Annotated in this window: 12 protein-coding genes; 9 read left to right on the top strand and 3 right to left on the bottom strand. The window is 66.2% G+C overall.

All coding sequences use genetic code 11. From position 1 onward, the window contains the following. Nucleotides 1-68 precede the first annotated feature (68 nt). From B9Y86_RS14910 to B9Y86_RS17605, 5 genes are all read left to right on the top strand, one after another. The gene (locus B9Y86_RS14910; protein ID WP_085487616.1) at nucleotides 69-1,658 is read left to right on the top strand and encodes a sugar ABC transporter ATP-binding protein; all 1,590 of its coding nucleotides are present in this window, start codon (nucleotides 69-71) and stop codon (nucleotides 1,656-1,658) included. Beyond that, nucleotides 1,658-2,725, top strand: a complete 1,068-nt coding sequence (locus tag B9Y86_RS14905) for an ABC transporter permease (RefSeq protein ID WP_085487488.1) — start codon at nucleotides 1,658-1,660, stop codon at nucleotides 2,723-2,725. Before B9Y86_RS14910 ends, B9Y86_RS14905 begins: the two co-directional genes overlap by 1 nt. Next, complete coding sequence (locus tag B9Y86_RS14900) at nucleotides 2,722-3,762, top strand: ABC transporter permease subunit (protein ID WP_085487486.1); 1,041 nt, start codon at nucleotides 2,722-2,724, stop codon at nucleotides 3,760-3,762. The genes B9Y86_RS14905 and B9Y86_RS14900 overlap by 4 nt, the downstream gene beginning before the upstream one ends. Before the next feature lie 158 nt (nucleotides 3,763-3,920). Then, on the top strand, nucleotides 3,921-10,415 hold the full coding sequence (locus B9Y86_RS14895) for an immunoglobulin-like domain-containing protein (RefSeq protein WP_085487484.1): 6,495 nt from the start codon (nucleotides 3,921-3,923) through the stop codon (nucleotides 10,413-10,415). A gap of 91 nt (nucleotides 10,416-10,506) precedes the next feature. After that, entirely contained in the window at nucleotides 10,507-10,677 is a 171-nt protein-coding gene (locus tag B9Y86_RS17605; RefSeq protein ID WP_176223377.1) for a hypothetical protein, read from the top strand. Nucleotides 10,678-10,689: 12 nt separating this feature from the next. On the opposite strand, the gene B9Y86_RS14890 is transcribed toward B9Y86_RS17605, so the two are convergent. From B9Y86_RS14890 to B9Y86_RS14880, 3 genes are all read right to left on the bottom strand, one after another. After that, nucleotides 10,690-10,914, bottom strand: a complete 225-nt coding sequence (locus B9Y86_RS14890) for a hypothetical protein (protein WP_085487482.1) — start codon at nucleotides 10,912-10,914, stop codon at nucleotides 10,690-10,692. A 52-nt stretch (nucleotides 10,915-10,966) separates the two neighbouring features. Then, nucleotides 10,967-11,377 carry an NAD(+)--rifampin ADP-ribosyltransferase gene (gene arr, locus B9Y86_RS14885; protein WP_085487480.1) on the bottom strand — a complete coding sequence of 137 codons (411 nt, stop codon included), beginning with the start codon at nucleotides 11,375-11,377 and terminating at the stop codon, nucleotides 10,967-10,969. Nucleotides 11,378-11,532: 155 nt separating this feature from the next. Continuing rightward, the gene (locus B9Y86_RS14880; RefSeq protein ID WP_217809215.1) at nucleotides 11,533-12,189 is read right to left on the bottom strand and encodes a TetR/AcrR family transcriptional regulator; all 657 of its coding nucleotides are present in this window, start codon (nucleotides 12,187-12,189) and stop codon (nucleotides 11,533-11,535) included. A 116-nt stretch (nucleotides 12,190-12,305) separates the two neighbouring features. Between B9Y86_RS14880 and B9Y86_RS14875 the strand changes: the two genes are divergently transcribed. The 4 genes from B9Y86_RS14875 (at nucleotide 12,306) to B9Y86_RS14860 (ending at nucleotide 16,693) form a co-directional block, all read left to right on the top strand. Continuing rightward, nucleotides 12,306-13,799, top strand: a complete 1,494-nt coding sequence (locus B9Y86_RS14875; RefSeq protein WP_085487478.1) for an MFS transporter — start codon at nucleotides 12,306-12,308, stop codon at nucleotides 13,797-13,799. A 122-nt stretch (nucleotides 13,800-13,921) separates the two neighbouring features. Continuing rightward, on the top strand, nucleotides 13,922-14,863 hold the full coding sequence (locus B9Y86_RS14870; RefSeq protein ID WP_085487476.1) for an alpha/beta fold hydrolase: 942 nt from the start codon (nucleotides 13,922-13,924) through the stop codon (nucleotides 14,861-14,863). A 4-nt stretch (nucleotides 14,864-14,867) separates the two neighbouring features. Next, nucleotides 14,868-16,091 carry a sensor histidine kinase gene (locus B9Y86_RS14865; RefSeq protein ID WP_085487474.1) on the top strand — a complete coding sequence of 408 codons (1,224 nt, stop codon included), beginning with the start codon at nucleotides 14,868-14,870 and terminating at the stop codon, nucleotides 16,089-16,091. Beyond that, nucleotides 16,091-16,693: a response regulator transcription factor gene (locus B9Y86_RS14860; RefSeq protein ID WP_085487472.1), complete on the top strand. Its 603-nt coding sequence runs from the start codon at nucleotides 16,091-16,093 to the stop codon at nucleotides 16,691-16,693. Before B9Y86_RS14865 ends, B9Y86_RS14860 begins: the two co-directional genes overlap by 1 nt. Nucleotides 16,694-16,700: the final 7 nt, after the last annotated feature.

The raw sequence follows: 16,700 nt of genomic DNA, 5'->3' as shown, positions 1-16,700 counted from the left end.
GCTCCCGCGTGGGAGACTCCATGCGACTCAAAGACGAGGCCGGCAGACGGCAGAACGAGCAGGCAGACATGGCAGCGACAGAGCCGATCGTCGAGATGACCGATATCTCGATCGAGTTCCCTGGCGTCAAAGCCCTCCAGAACGTGCAGCTGCGGCTGTACCCGGGTGAGGTGCACACCCTGATGGGTGAGAACGGTGCGGGCAAGTCCACCCTCATCAAGGCACTCACCGGTGTCTACAAGATCGACTCCGGCAGCATCCTGGTTTCTGGCGGCCCTCGGCAGTTCTCGGGAACGGCCGACGCCCAGAGCGCCGGCATCTCGACCGTCTATCAAGAGGTCAACCTCTGCGACAACCTCACCGTGGGCGAGAACGTGATGCTCGGAAACGAGATCCGCGGCGCCTTCGGCATCAACTGGAAGAAGACCCACCAGGCCGCCCACGAGGCCCTCGTCGGTCTCGGCCTCGGAGACCTCGACCCCCGTCAGCCCCTGTCGAGCATCTCGCTCGCCCTGCAGCAGCTCGTCGCCATCAGCCGTGCGATGGTGGCCAAATCGAAGGTGCTCATTCTCGATGAGCCCACCTCGAGCCTCGACGCCAACGAGGTCGAGGGTCTCTTCACGGTCATGCGTCGCCTGCGCGATCAGGGCGTCGCCATTCTCTTCGTCTCGCACTTTCTCGACCAGGTCTATGCGATCAGTGATCGCCTCACGGTGCTGCGCAACGGCGAGTTCGTGGGGGAGCACCTCACCCGCGACCTGGGCCGCAGCCAGCTGATCTCGCTCATGATCGGCAAGGACTTCGAGACTCTCGCATCGCTCGGCTCGAATAGACGACGGGATGCGCGGGAAAGCGGCGAGCAGCCCTTCTACAGCGCCACAGATCTCGGCCGAAAGGGCTCGATCGAGCCCGTCGACATCGCCGTCTACCCGGGCGAGGTGGTGGGCCTCGCCGGGCTTCTCGGCTCCGGCCGCACCGAACTCGGCCGCCTGATGTACGGCGCCGACCGCCCCGACTCGGGAGCGGTGACCATCGGAGGCAAGAGCACCGAGGTGCACAGCCCCGTGGCCGGACTCGCCACCAAGATCGCGTTCTCGACCGAGAACCGCCGCGACGAGGGAATCGTCGGCGACCTCACCGTGCGCGAGAATCTCATTCTTGCCGTACAGGCCCGACGCGGGTGGGCCCGCCCGCTCTCGAAGCGCGAGCAGAAGGAGCTGTGCGACAAGTACCTCGTCGAGCTCAACGTGCGACCGAGCGACCCGGAGCGTCCCATCAAGAACCTGTCCGGCGGCAACCAGCAGAAGGTTCTGCTCGGCCGTTGGCTCGCAACGAAGCCCCAGCTGCTGATTCTCGACGAGCCCACTCGCGGCATCGATATCGGCGCCAAGGCAGAGATCCAGGAAGCGATCGCGACCCTGGCCGAAGAGGGAATGTCGGTGGTCTTCATCTCGTCGGAGCTCGAAGAGGTCGTGCGCCTCAGCGAAAGAATCGTGGTCTTGAAAGACCACCGCAAGATCGGAGAGATCATCAACGGGCCAGACATCACCGCCGACACGATCGTCGACTTGATCGCATCGGACGGAGCCGAGGCGCAGGGCGTCGAGGCATTCGAGCCGGAGCCTGCTGCTCTCGCCTCCGAGGGGAGCGTCAACTGATGTCGAACCCCCCATCGGGCGCAGCGTCCTTCGTGAAGACCAGCGTCAAGCAGCCCTACATCTGGGCTATCGCGGCTCTCGTGCTGCTGCTGATCATCAACCTCATCAAAGACCCGTCGTATCTCGGCATCTCGGTCAACGCCGTCACCGGCGATCTCTCGGGAAACCTCATCGACATCCTTCGCGCCAGCGCGCCGATCATGATGATCGCCGTGGGCATGACCCTGGTCATCGCTACACGGGGCATCGACCTGTCGGTCGGTTCGGTCATGGCCGTCTCCGGAGCGGTGTCGATGGAGTTCATGCACGATGCCGGCGACGGATCGCTCGGCTCCGCTCTTATGGCCATCGCGCTCGCCCTCGGCATCAGCGCCTTCCTCGGCCTGATCAACGGTGTGCTCGTCTCGATCGTGGGGCTCCAGCCGTTCATCACCACGCTGATCATGATGCTGGCCGGTAGAGGACTCGCCAAGGTCATCACCTCCGGCCAGAACACCTCGGCCAGCAACGAGTTCTTCCGTTGGATCGCCAACGGCACCGTCCTCGGCTTTCCCGTCGTCTTCGTGATCGGAGCGGTGATCGTGGCGCTCGTCGCGCTGCTGGTGCGCCGCAGTGCACTCGGCCTGATGATCGAATCGATCGGCATCAATCCCAAGGCCGCACGCATGGCGGGCATCCGACCTGTCGGCCTGCTGATCTTCGTCTACATCCTGAGCGCCGTTCTGGCCGGAGTGGCAGGAATCTTCAGCACCGCCAGCGTGATGACCGTCGAGGTGGCCAAGACCGGCTTCTCTTCCGAGATGGATGCGATCCTCGCCGTGGTCATCGGCGGCACCTCGCTGGCCGGCGGCAAGTTCTCGCTCACCGGCAGCGTGATCGGCGCTCTACTGATCGCCACGCTCGACAAGACCATCGTGTTCCTCGCCATCCCGTCGTCGGCGACCCCCGCGTTCAAGGCCATCGTCATCGTGGCGATCTGCCTCCTGCAATCGCAGCGTGTACGCGCACTCTTCAGCCAGCGTCGTGCCAGAACCAGCACGCCACGAAAGGAGGCGGTGTCGGCATGACCTCCGTCATCGAACGCCCGAGCGCGCCCCAGAGCCCGCACACCCCGTCGCTCGTGAATCGCCTCAAGCCCAACCTCGAGACGCTGCCGACCCTGGCCGCCATCGTGATCTTCGTGGGCATGATCATCTACGGCGAGATCGCCTACGGCCGCATCCTGCAGTTCTCGACGCTGTCGAACCTCTTCATCAACAACGCCTACCTGATCATCCTGGCGGTCGGACTCACCTTCGTGATCCTCACCGGTGGAGTAGACCTCTCTGTCGGTGCCATCATCGCCATCAGCAGTCTCGTGGGAGTGATGCTCGCCAATTCGGGCTGGAATCCGTTCGTGGTCATCGTTCTGATGATCCTCATCGGCTCGGCCTTCGGCGCGGCGTCGGGAATCCTGATCCAGTACTTCAATGTGCAACCGTTCATCGCGACGCTCGCGATGATGTTTCTGGCCCGTGGTCTCGCATCCATGCTCTCGACCACGCCCGAGCGCCTGGCCGACGAGTCGCCCATCCGCACTCTGTCGACCGAGATCAAGGTGATCGACGGCCCGAAGATCAACGACCTCGTCACCACCCCGAACGTGATCATCGCAGCGGTCGTCGTGATCATCGCCTTCTATGTGCTGCACAAGACGCGCTTCGGACGCACGGTCTACGCGATCGGCGGATCCGAGCAGTCGGCGACGCTGATGGGTCTGCCCGTCGTGCGCACCAAGCTCGCGATCTACATCATCAGCGGAACGCTCGCCGGCCTCGCTGCCGTGGTCTACACGTCGAAGCTCGGAATCGCGCAGAACATCACGGGCGTGGGCTGGGAGCTCGACGCGATCGCCGCCGTCATCATCGGAGGAACCCTGCTCACCGGTGGCGCCGGCTTTGTGCTCGGCTCGGTCATCGGCGCACTCGTTCTGGGCCTGATGAACGTGCTCATCACTCGCGACGGCAGTATCCCGCCTGAGGCGACCACCATCATCACCGGCGCGATCCTGCTCGTCTTCGTGCTGCTGCAGAGGCTCGTCGTCTCACGTAAACGCAAGACCTGATCCGCACTCCTGCGCTGATCGAGTAGCGCTCGCGACGAAGGAGCAGCGCGTATCGAGATCACCCTCGCGGTGATCTCGATACGCCCGCTCGTTCCTCGCGGGCTACTCGATCAACGAAAAAAGTGTTCTGCCGAGAAAACCCACAACGGAGTGAGTTCATGCTGAAATCCCGAATCGCCATGCTGACCGTCTTCGCGGTCGCCTTCAGTACCCTTCTGGCCGCGCCTCCAGCACCCGCGGTGGCTGCGTCGATCGACGACGGTCTGGTCGCCTGGTACAAGCTCGACGAGACGACGGGCACCTCGGTGGCCGACTCGTCGGGCAACGGGCGAACCGCGGCCGTCGAGGGCACGGCAGGCTGGAACGCCGGTCACGGCTTCGTCTTCGGCGGCGGCGCATCCGGCAGCGGCAACGCGGTGAAGCTGCCGAACGACCTCACTGCGGGACTCGACTCGATCACCGTGACGTTCGATGCGTGGGTCGATCCGAGCCTCAAGGGAAACCACTTTCTCTACAACCTCGGCAACCTGGCGGTCGGCCCCTCGAACTCGGGCACCGGCTACCTCTTCACCACGTCGACCCCCTACCGCTCGGGTATCTCTGCCGCGGCCTGGGGCGGAGAGAAGGTCACCTCGAAGGGCTCCGATCTCGCGAAAGGCACGTGGAAGCGCCTGAGCTACACGCAGACGGGGACCGTCGGCACCCTGTATGAGAACGGCACCCAGGTCATGCAGAACACCGGAGTTACCGTGACCCCGGCCCAGATCGGTGCAGGAAAGACCAACCGCAACTACATCGGTCGTTCGGCCTACGCGGATGACAACTCCTTCAAGGGCCTCATCGGCGACTTCCGCATCTACAACCGCGCACTGTCGACGAGCGAGATCGGCGAGCTGACAACGCAGTCTGCGACCGCGCTCGCGACCTCCGACGCAGCCTGGGCCGAGAGCTCGCTCGGCGACGTCTCCGCCGTTACGGGTAACCTCTCGCTGCCGGCTACCGGCCCGGCGAAGTCGACCATCACGTGGGCGTCGTCGAACCCGGCCGTCGTCTCGGCAAGCGGAACCGTGACTCGCACGACATCCACGGAGAAGGTCGATCTGACCGCCACAATCACGGCCGGTGCCGCCACCGTGACCCGCACCATTCCCGTCACCGTCGTGGCCACAGCCTCGCCCGACGGCGACGCGGCCCAGTCCGCGCTCGACGCGATCGTCGTGCACGGCCTCGACGACGTGCGCGGAAACCTCACTCTGCCCGCATCCAGCGTCTCTGGCGTCTCTGTCTCGTGGGCGTCGAACGACGCGGCCCGAATCGCCACCGACGGCGTCGTCTCGCGCCCGGCACACGGCGACCCCGCGGCATCCGTCACCCTCACGGCGACGGCCACCAAGGGCGAGGCCACTCTGACGCGCACTTTCACGGCGACCGTTCCCGCCCTGCCGGCGAAGCAGGAGTACGAGTCGTACCTGTTCAGCTACTTCACCGGTGACAGCGTCGCCGGCGAGAAGATCTACTTCGGAGCCAGCACCGGCAACGACGCTCGCAACTGGCTCGCCCTGAACGGCGGCAAGCCCGCCATCACGTCGACGAAGAGCACCACGGGCCTGCGCGACCCGTTCATCGTGCGCTCTCCCGAGGGCGACAAGTTCTACATGATCGCCACCGATCTCTCGATCGGCGGCGGCACGAGCTGGGACGCTTCGCAGCGCACCGGCAGCAAGTTCATCGAGGTGTGGGAGTCGACCGACCTCGTGAACTGGTCTGAGCAGCGCCACGTGCAGGTCTCGCCCGACACGGCAGGAAACACCTGGGCGCCCGAGGCGTTCTACGACGAATCGCTCGGTGCCTACGTCGTGTTCTGGGCGTCGAAGATCTACGCGGCCGACGACCCCAACCACACCGGTTCTGCGCCGAACGTCATGATGTACGCCACGACGCGCGACTTCCAGACGTTCACCGAGGCGAAGGTTTGGCAGAACACGGGTGTCTCGCGCATCGACAGCACCGTGATCAAGGAGGGCGACACCTACCACCGCTTCACGAAAGACGAGGCGCAGTCGATGGGCTGCCTCGACGTGTTCGAAGAGACGTCGACCGATCTGCTCGCCGTCACCACGAAGACCTCGACGACGGGCGCCTGGGCGCTGCAGGAGAGCTGCATCGGCAAGAACGCGGGAACGGGAGCCGTGGAGGGCCCGACCATCGTCAAGGCCAACCCCGGTGACGTGAACGGCGAGGGCTACTACCTCTTCGTCGATGAGTTCAGCGGTCGCAAGTACATTCCGCTCTTCTCGAAGAAGCTCGGGGCAGATGCGGACTGGACCATTCCTGCCAACTACACGCTGCCGAACCCGGCACCCCGACACGGCACGGTGCTCCCCATCACGGCAGAGGAGCAGAAGCGGGTCTTCGACGCGATGCTCCCTGCTGTCACCGAGGTGAAGCCCGTGTCACTCACCACTCAGGTCGGCACCGAGGCGGCTCTGCCGAAGACAGCCACGGTGGTCTTCGCCGATGGCTCGCAGCAGGACCTGCCCGTCACCTGGGAGAAGACTCCGGCCGGCTACGCCGACACCGCGCAGACGATCACCGTGAAGGGCGAGGTGACGAGTGTCGCCCGTGCCGTCACCGCCACGATCAAGGTCGCCGCAGCACAGGGCGATCTGCGTCTGCACTACGACTTCTCGAAGACATCCGGCACGACCGTACCCGACTCGTCTCCCTACGGGAACGACGGTGTGATCAAGGGAACGGGCGCCAAGGTGACCGGTCCCGAGCTCGCTCTTCCGGGCGGCTCGAGCAGCAGCAGCGGAGCGTACGTGCAGCTGCCCACCGGCCTGTTCGACGGCCGCGACACCCTGACCATCTCGACCTGGCTGCGCAACGATCGGGCATCCGGAAACTACGCGGCCATGTTCTTCGGCTCCGCGAGCAACCCGCCGGCCCAGTACTGGCTGCTGAATCCCAAAAACCCGAGCGGTCTGTTCAAGTCGGTCATCACTAACGGCAGCTCGCCCGGTTCCCCGTGGGGTACCGAGGCCGGCATCTCGCCCACCAACGCGGGCCAGGGAATCGCGGGACCCGCGACATCCAACGCCTGGGGCCTGTACACGACCGTGATCGAGCCGAACCGCATCACCGGCTACTTCAACGGCAAGAAGATCGGATCGGTCGCGACCACACGAACGGTGAGCCAGTTCGGCTCGAACCTCGTGTCGTACATCGGCAAGTCGTCGTACCCCGACGACCTCTACAAGGGCGGAGTGCGCGACGTGAAGGTCTGGACGACCGCGCTCGACGATGCGTCGATCTCGGCCGAGTACTACGCGTGGGCCGACGACGCCACCGTGCAGGCGGCCCTCGAGGCAGACGCCGCAGCGTTGAACCCGGGCTCCGGAGCCATCACGACCGACCGCGACCTCGCGGCCCGGGGTGGCAACGGCTCGACCATCACGTGGGCGTCGACCCGGCCCGACACGATCGCCACCGACGGAACCGTGACCCGCCCGACCGTCGACGGCGACGTGCCCGTGACGCTCACGGCCACGCTCACGCTGGCCGGCAAGACGATCACCCGGGAGTTCCCGTTCACGGTTCTCGCCGATACCCCGCAGAACAACCTCGCGGTGGCTGCGAACGGCTACGACCTGGCCATCACCCGCGTCAGCGACGACATTGTGCTGCGCACGTCGGTCGGCGAGGTCGCCGTCTCGTGGGCGACATCGGATGCGGCAGCGATCGCGGCCGACGGCTCGGTCACCCGGGCGCCGGCCGAGAAGCCGGTCACCCTCACGGCGACCTTCACGCTGGGCGAGCTCACCGCGACCCGCGAGTTCGCTGTCTCTGTGCTGGCCCAGGATGCCGGTCGCATCGGCTCGTACATCGTCGACGGCGACACGAACCGCACCGACGTGCTGCACCTCGCGGCGTCTTCGTCGCCGGATGCTGCGGAGGGGGACTACACGGGCCTGAACAAGGGTCGCGGGATCCTCTACCCGACGCTCGGCGCAACGAAGTTCGGCCCGCCCGTGCTGCTGCGCGCACCGGACGGAACCTTCCGTCTGGTCGCGATCGAGAACGGTCAGGGGTCGCGCCTCTATGTGTACGACGCGGCCGACCTGACCTCGTTCACGAATGAGCGTCTCGTGTCGTTCGTGCCGTCGATCGTCTCGGCCACCGCTGTCTCGGCTGTGTACGACAACGGCATCGGCGCCTACCGCGTGGGCTACACGGCCCAGGGTGGGGCGCGCTTCGAGGTGACGACCTCCGACTTCGTGACATTCAGCTCGCCGGCGGGGGCCACAGAGCTCACGCCTGCTGCGCCCGACAGCTCCGGAGACTTCCCCTCCGGAGCATCCGGAGCCTCGAGCATCGGCGTGACCGCCGCCGAGTACGCGAGCGTCCAGAAGACCTACGGGCGCGTGGTGAACACCGGAGTGCAGTCGTTCGGTGACGTGAAGATCGGCGAGGGCGAGACCCCCGCGCTGCCCGAGACGGCCACGGTCGAGTACTCGAGTGGCGACACCTCATCGATGCCCGTCGACTGGAATGCCGAGCAGCTCGCAGCCCTGAAAACGGCGGCCCCCGGTACCTACACGGTCGACGGAACGGTCACGCGACCGTCCTTCCCCGACCCGCTGGTGGAGCGCCGCGCCGACCCCGACGTCACCCTCGGAGACGACGGCAAGTACTACTTCACCGGCTCCTACCCGATGACCCGTGCCGACGACCCGAACGGCTACGACCGCATCGTGCTGCGCAGCGCGGACACGATCCAGGGGTTGAAGAACGCACCTGAGTCCACCATCTGGCACGAGAACACCGATCCTGCTCTCAACCGCTACATCTGGGCACCCGAGCTCGAGAAGATCGGTGACGACTGGTACATCCTGTTCACGGCCGGACGCACGAGCGGCTTCGACATCCGGCCCGCGATGCTCAAGTTCACCGGCGATGAGTTCGGCGGAGACGCCGCACTCGATCCGGCGAACTGGACGAGCCTCGGTTACGTCAAGGCGGCGGCCGGAGACGGCTCCGCGTTCACGAGCTTCTCGCTCGACATGACGCACTTCGAGGAGGCCGGCAAGCACTACGTGGTCTGGGCCGAGAAGCCCGCCATCGGATCGACGCTGCGCATGGCCGAGATCGACCCGGCCAACCCGAATCAGCTGATCTCGCAGTCGATTCTGCTCTCCGCGCCGACCCTGGCGTGGGAGAAGAACAACGGCGACTCGATCGACGAGGGCCCGGCCGTGATCAAGAAGAACGGCAAGATCGTCATCGCCTTCTCGGCGGCGACCGTCGACGACAAATACTGCGTGGGCGTGCTCACCGCGGATGCTGCGGCCGACCTGATGAACCCGGCGTCGTGGGCGAAGAACCCCTACCCGCTGCTCACGACCGACGACGTTCCCGGACAGGTGGGCCCGGGCCACAACTCGTTCACCGTCGACGAATTCGGCAACCCCGTGATCGTCTACCACTCGCGAACCGTGAACGACTCGTCGAACCCGGGCGAGGCGACTGATGCGGGTCTGTTCGACCCCCGCAGGCACGCCCGCGCCGCCCTGGTGCACTGGACGGCCACCGGCCTGCCGGTGTTCGCGATGGCTGCCGACGAGGAGTTGGCTCCCGAGAACGCCGCGGTGAAGATCCGCGTCGTCGTGGGAGACGACGTCGACCCCGAGGCTCCGAGCGTGATCGCCACGACCGCCCCGGGCTCACCGGATGGCTCCGCGGGCTGGTACCGCACGGCGCCGGTCGTGAGCCTGACGTTGGGCTCGGATGCGCCGGCAGACCTGCAGTACCGCATCGACGGCGGCGAGTGGACGGCCTACACGGCGCCCGTCTCACTGCCTGAAGACGGCACTCGCACTCTCGAGTATCGGGCGAGCGTAGGGGGATCTCCGGTGGAGTCGTCTGTCGGCTCTCTCAGCCTGCCCGTCGACCGCACGGCGCCGGGCGTCAGCGCTCTCGCTTCGCCGTCGACTGCAGTCGGCACGGTCGAGCAGCCCGTCGTCGTGACGCTGTCGGCATCCGATGCGACCAGCGGAGTGGCGGCACTGGAGTACCGGCGGAACGCGGGGGAGTGGGCCGCCTACGGCGAGCCGCTCAGCTTCGACACGGTCGGCTCGACGTTGCTCGAGTACCGCTCGGTCGATGTGGCCGGCAACACCTCGGCGCCCGGGTCGCTGTCGGTCGTCGTCTCAGGCCCCGACACACCGGATGCCTCGATCGCCCTGAGCGCGTCGGGTGTGGTCGCGGGCGACACGGTCACCGTGACGGGCCGTGGATTCGGAGAGGGCGAGCGGGTCGAGCTGACCCTGTTCTCCGACCCGGTGTTCCTGGGCGCGGCCGACGCCGACAGCGACGGACGCTTCACGGCGACCGTGCGCATCCCGCTCACGACACCCGCCGGGGAGCACACCGTGCGCGCTGCGGGAAGCACGTCGGGAGCTCTCGCGGAGGCGAAGCTGACCGTGCAGGCGGTGCCTGCCGCGCCCGTGACGCCTGCGGCTCCCGCGGCCGGTGACGGCGGCGGACTGCTGAGCCAGACTGGCTCGGGAGCGCTGTTCGCAGGGATTGGAGCACTCGTGCTGCTGATCGCCGGAGCTGCAGTGTTCGTGCTGCGCCGCCGCCGCACGCAGTAGTCACCACAGTGGACAGGGGGTGCCGGTGCGCCGGTACCCCCTGTCTGCATCTGTCCCTGTTATCTGCCGAGCCGGTGCATAGACTTCGGTCATGGATGACACCGAGCCGCGCGCAGCCGAACATGCCGACGGCGTCGAAGCGAGCCCGCCTTGTCCTACCTGCGGTGCCGCGCGCGAGCTGGTGATGCTCGAGCGCTTCACCGGCTGGTGGTGCCGCGACTGCGCTGCCGCCGGGCGGCCGCCGCACTCCGCACCTCAGTGAGGCGTGACCGAACTACGCGTTCGGCTCCTCGGACGCCGCGTCGGCTGCACGCTTTCGGGCTCGTCGTGATCTCACTATGGCGATCACTGCTGCGATCGTGGTGAGGCTGGAACCGGCCACGGTGAACAAGTTGCCGCTGCCCTGCGAGATGAACACCAGCGTCGCGATCACGACCAAGGAACTGATGATCGCGACCGCGAGCAGAATGGACTCGGTTCCTTTGCTGCGGTCGTTCATTGACGTTCGTCCTTCCTCGAGGGTGCGTGTTACCCGCGTCGGGTGGCCCGTATCAATTGATGATCTCGCCGCGTTCGTCTGCGCGCAACGCGGCCAGTCTCTCGTGCCACTGCTGCAGAGCCTCGGGGGTGAGCCGAGGCCAGTCGATGACCTCGCCGGTGATCGTGAGCGGCTCGGTGCTTCGGTAAGACCGCGTGGGGTTGCCAGGGAACTTCTTGTCGGTCACGTTGGGATCGTTCTCGAACGCGCCCGTCGGCTCGACCTCGTAGACGCGTGGGGCGCCGTCGCCCGCGGCGAGCTCGGCGGCGAGGCCGGCGCCGTTCTGCAACGCCGTGAAATAGATGTGGTTCATCACGATCTCGGGGCGGTAGTTCGAGTTGAAGCCGGCCATCAGGAGGTCTCCGACATGGAGGTCGGCCTTTGTTCCGTGAAAGAAGGGGCCTTGATCGAGTACGTCGCTCATCGGCTCAGTGTAGGAACTGCAGTGCCGATCGTTCAACAGGACGAACTGTCTCAGGGTCGGCGTTTCTTGGCCCCGAACACGGCGTGTCCCACCATTCGTCCTGTCGAACGCGTGACGATCCCAGCGACGAGGCTCGGCTGAGAGGTGGAGAGTGTCTAGTGACCGATCGGGGCCAGGAGTGCCCGCAGCGCCTGGGTCAAGGGGCCCGTCAACTCGTGCGCGCTCGCGGATGCCACGGGCTCTACTACAGCCGAGGTGCGCAGCATCACCACGCCCAGCGAGGTAGCGATCGCGAGTTGAGCGCGCAGCAGGATGGCCTCGGTGTCGGGATCGTCGGACCTCCAGCCCGCTGCCGTAGCGAGCTGACGGGTGAAGTGCTCCAGGGTTCTGCGGCGGATCAGGTCGGCGTTCTCGTCTCCCGAAGACCGCAGGAGAAGCAGGAGTTGGAGTGGATCGTCACGGTCTGGTGCGTTGACGACGTGTTCGATGAGTCGTTCGATCACCTCGTCGATGCTCTTCGATGGCCTGGATGCTCGGGTGTCGAGTTCGTCTGACGTGCGCAGCATGCACGCCTCGAACAGGCCCTCTTTCGACACGAAGTAGCGGTTGATGAGGGCCACGTTCACTCCCGCATCGGCCGCGATCTGTCGAACGGTCGTGGCGCGGTAGCCGTCTGTCGCGAAACGTCGGCGCGCGGCTCGGACCAGTGCGCGCCGAGTCAGGGCGGCGTCGCGACCCGAGCGGATCAGTTCATCGTCGGCATCAGCCGGAAAATCGGAAGGCTCCGTCGACGTCGTCGTCTTGCTGCTCATGTATCAACTCCTGCCTCCACTGTAGCTGCGCCGCGCCTCAAGTAAACGATTGTTGACAAAGATCATCCACGGGTGAATACTCGTCAAGTCAGCAAGTGTTTACATCGAGGAGATTCATGTTTGTCACCGACCACAGCCCGAGCACGGGCTCTATCAGTGCCCAGTCAGCGGGAGCCGCGAAGACCCCCGGTTCCCGCTCGGTCGCGATCGTGCTCTTTCTCTCGCTCGGAGGACTTTCGTTCGCCGTGCTGCAGTCGCTCGTCGCGCCGGCGCTCGGAACCATCGGCTCCGACCTCGGCGTCGCCACCTCGGACGCGAGCTGGGTTCTCACGGCCTACCTGCTCTCCGCCTCGGTACTCACGCCCATCCTGGGTCGACTCGGCGACATGGTCGGCAAGCGCAAGGTGATCATCGTCGTACTGGCGCTCCTGCTCGTCGGCACCGTGCTAGCCGCCCTGGCTCCGAGCCTGGGCGTGCTCATCGTGGCCCGCGTGCTGCAGGGCGCGGCCGGTGCGGTGATGCCGCTCTCGATCGGCATCGTGCGCGACGAGCTGCCCAGGGAGCGCGTCAGCGTGACCATCGGTCTGCTCTCGGCCATCTTCGGCATCGGAGCGGGCGTCGGCATCGTCGCCGCCGGCCCCATCGTCGAGGCGCTCTCGTGGCACTGGCTGTTCTGGCTGCCGGCCATCCTCGTGGCGATCGCCCTCCTCGGTGCGATCTTCGGCATCCCGGAGTCGCCCCGGCGCACACCGGGCCGTCTCGATCTGGTGGGCACCGGCATCCTGTCTGTCGGTCTCGTCGCCCTGCTGCTCGCCATCGGCGAGGGCCAGAAGTGGGGCTGGGGCGACGGCAAGACCGTGGGGCTGCTCGTTCTGGGCGCCGTCGCGCTCGTGGTCTTCGTGTTTGTCGAGCTGCGGGTGAAGGAGCCGCTGATCGACATGCGCCTGTTCCAGCACCGCGGTGTGTGGACGGCTCACATCGTGGCGCTCGCGTTCGGCTTCGCCATGTTCGGCACGTTCATCCTCGTGCCGACCCTCCTGCAGCTGCCGAGCGTGCTCGGCTACGGCTTCGGCAAGACGGTCAGCGAGTCGGGCCTCTATCTGCTGCCGACCGTCGTCGCGATGGTGCTGTCCGGCGTGGCCGCCGGCATCCTGATCCGTAAGATCGGACCGAAGATCCCGATGATCGTCGGCGGGGTCTCCGTGGCGGCCGCGTTCATCATCCCCGCTCTCGGCCACGCCGAGGAGTGGCAGATCCTGGTCTCGGGCATTCTGACCGGAATCGGCATCGGCATGGCGCTCGCTGCCACGTCGAACGCGATCGTCGAGAGCGTTCCCGCCTCGCAGACGAGTGAGGCGATCAGCGCCAATACCGTGATCCGTACTATCGGCAGCAGCATCGGTACAGCCGTGATCGCCGCTCTGCTGTCGTCGAATGTCACGGCCCAGGGAGCGCCCACCGACGACTCGTTCACCATCGGGTTCTGGGCGTCGGCCGGGGTCGGTGTGATCGCCATCCTGGCGGCCCTCGCCGCCCCGTCGCTGCGTGCTCGCCGTCGGGAGGCCGCGGACGCCGGCGTCGACGACTTCGACGAGCTGGGCTCGCGCTGACGGCGTGACATGTGTCACGAGGGGACATGACATCGCGGCACTTCCGGGTTACGCCGGCGTTCGCTTGGCTTGAGGTGTAGCCGCGCGACAGCCGCGTCGGCACACCCCGAAACGAGGATGTCGTGCGAAAGCCGCTGAAGATCACACTGCTGACGATTGGTGCGCTCCTGGCGATCCCGGTGGTGACTCTCGCCACCACGTCCATCGTGAACGTGGTGGCCACGAAGTCCGATCTTGCGGCCATCACGAGCTACGGCACTCTCGTTCCCGTCGAGGGCAAGCAGATGAACGTGGTCGACACCGGGGGAACCGGCGAGACGATCGTGCTGCTGCCCGGACTCGGAACGGCGGCCCCGGGTCTCGACTTCGGGCCTCTGATCGATCAGCTCCACGGGTCGTACCGGGTCATTGCGGTCGAACCGTTCGGCACCGGCCTCAGCGACCAGACCGACAGTCCGCGCACCTCGGAGAACATCGCGCACGAGGTTCATGAGGCACTGCAGCAGCTTGGAGTCGATCGCTACGTGCTGATGGGGCACTCCATCGCGGGCATCTACGCCCTCAGCTACGCCGCCGAGTATGCCGACGAGCTCGTCGCGTTCGTCGGCATCGATAGCAGTGTTCCCAATCAGCCCGGCTGGGACGAACCGATTCCCACCGACGGGCTCGTCGCGCTGCGAGACCTCGGCGTCATCAGGGCACTGTCGTGGATCTCGGGTGACGCCGATCCTGGGCCTTTCGACGACCGCACGGCCGAGCAGATGCGCCTGCTCACGACGCGTAACTCGACCTCGCCGACAATGCTCGACGAGATGGATCATTCGAGGTCGAACTTCGGAGCGGCCCGCGACCTCGCCTTTCCGACAACGCTTCCGGTGCTGCTCTTCGTCGTGAAGAACGACGCCGAGCTCGACGGCTGGCGCGAACTGCACGACAAACAGGCTGCGTCTGTCGATCACGGACAGGTCGTCGCTCTCGACGGCGAGCACTACCTGCATCACACCCAGTCGCCCGCGATCGCGGACGACACCGCAGCCTTCCTCGAATCCCTGCCAGTACGCTGACCTCATGATGCCTGCCGATAAGTCGCGCATGCAGGCCGGCGTCTCCGACTTCCGCACCATGCGGGCCTCCACGGCGGTGGGGCTCTGGGTGGTGGTCGTGATCGCCGGCTTTCTGTCACTGGTGTTGGGAACGAACGAGCCCAGCGAACCGCGGACGATCGCGCTCATCGCTGTCTCGGTCGTGTCGACAGTGTTGGGACTGCTGGTCGTTCCGCTGCTGCTGCGGGCATCGGTAACGGCGGCGGCACGGCATCCGCTCCTCATCGCCTTGATTGCCTGCGCGGGTGTGACATGGGTACTCGCACTCGTTCCACCCTTTGCCGGCTGGGCCTGGGCATTCCCGCTCGTCATCGCCGGTGGCATCCTGAGCTGCGTGGTACCCGGGTGGTGGCGTGCGGCCGTGCCCATCATTACTCTCGCTCTCATCTTCATCACCGGGGCGTTGGTATCTCATCCGACGGGCAGCGGGTCGCTCGCGTCGAGCCCGCTCGCCACAGCGGGCCTCGCATCACCGGCCGATCTCATCGTGATCGGCACGCTGGTGCTGCTGGTCTTCACACCGCTCAGCACCGTCTGGGCGCTGCAGGTCGTACTGCGTCTCGACGAAGCGCGGCAGACGGCATCCGATCTCGCCGTAGCCACCGAGCGGCTGCGATTTGCTACCGATCTTCACGACATTCAGGGCCATCACCTGCAGGTCATTGCGCTGAAGAGCGAGCTCGCAGAGCGTCTTCTCGTCAATCAGCCGGAACGGTCGGCACGTGAGATCGCCGACATTCGCGAGATCGCCAAAGCGGCGCTGGAGGATACGCGAGCGGTCGTGAACGACTACCGAACGGTCACCGTTGCGGTCGAGGTGAGAAACGCCGCTGCCGTCCTGCGTTCCGCAGGGATCGATTGCGAAGCGCGAATCTCTGCCCCGGAGCTCTCAACGTCGGTGGGAGCGGTCTTCGCCATCGCGATCCGCGAGGCCGCCACTAATGTACTGCGTCATAGTCGCGCCACTGAGGCGGGCATCGCCCTCTCCGTGGTGGGCGGAGAGTATCGGCTGACTGTCTCGAACAATGGAGCGGGAGCGCTGCGTTCCGGGGGCACTGGCCTCAGGGGTTTGCGGGAGCGGCTCACCCCGTTCCTCGGAACTGTGCAGACCGCGCGCGTCGATGACGTCTTCACCCTCACTGTGCGCATCCCTGTGACGGCCGACTCCGCACCGGTGGATGCGCGCTGATGATCCGCATCCTGATCGCCGACGACGAGGAGCTGATCCGAGGGGCCCTGGCGGCTCTGCTGTCGATGGAATCCGACATGGAGGTCGTGGCCGATGCCCGCGACGGGCGCGCCGCCGTCACCGCTGCGCAACAGCATCGCCCCGACGTCATTCTTCTCGACCTCGAGATGCCCGAGCTCGACGGGGTCCAGGCGGCCATCGAGCTCGGTCCGCTCGTCGACTCCCCGGTCATCATCGTCACGAGGCACGCGCGCCCCGGAACGCTGAAGCGCGCGCTGGCCGCGGGCGTGCGCGGGTTCGTGCCGAAGTCGACGCCCGCCTCCGAGCTGGCCGTGATCATCCGGTCTGTCGCCGATGGCGACCGATACATCGACGCGACCCTTGCTGCCGCCGCGCTGACCGAAGACGAGAGCCCCCTGACGTCGCGCGAAACCGAGGTTCTGCGGCTCACTCAGGAGGGTCTGGCGACGAAGCAGATCGCACGGGCGCTCGGCCTCGCGCACGGAACGGTGCGCAACCACCTCTCGATGGCTATGGCGAAACTGCACGCCGACTCGAGAATCGCCGCGGCCGTCGTCGCCCGCGACCGGGGCTGGATCTGACTCAGGG

This window comes from Agreia pratensis (assembly GCF_900177685.1).
Classification (GTDB): Bacteria; Actinomycetota; Actinomycetes; order Actinomycetales; family Microbacteriaceae; genus Agreia; species Agreia pratensis.
This window is presented reverse-complemented; position numbering and strand designations above follow the sequence as displayed.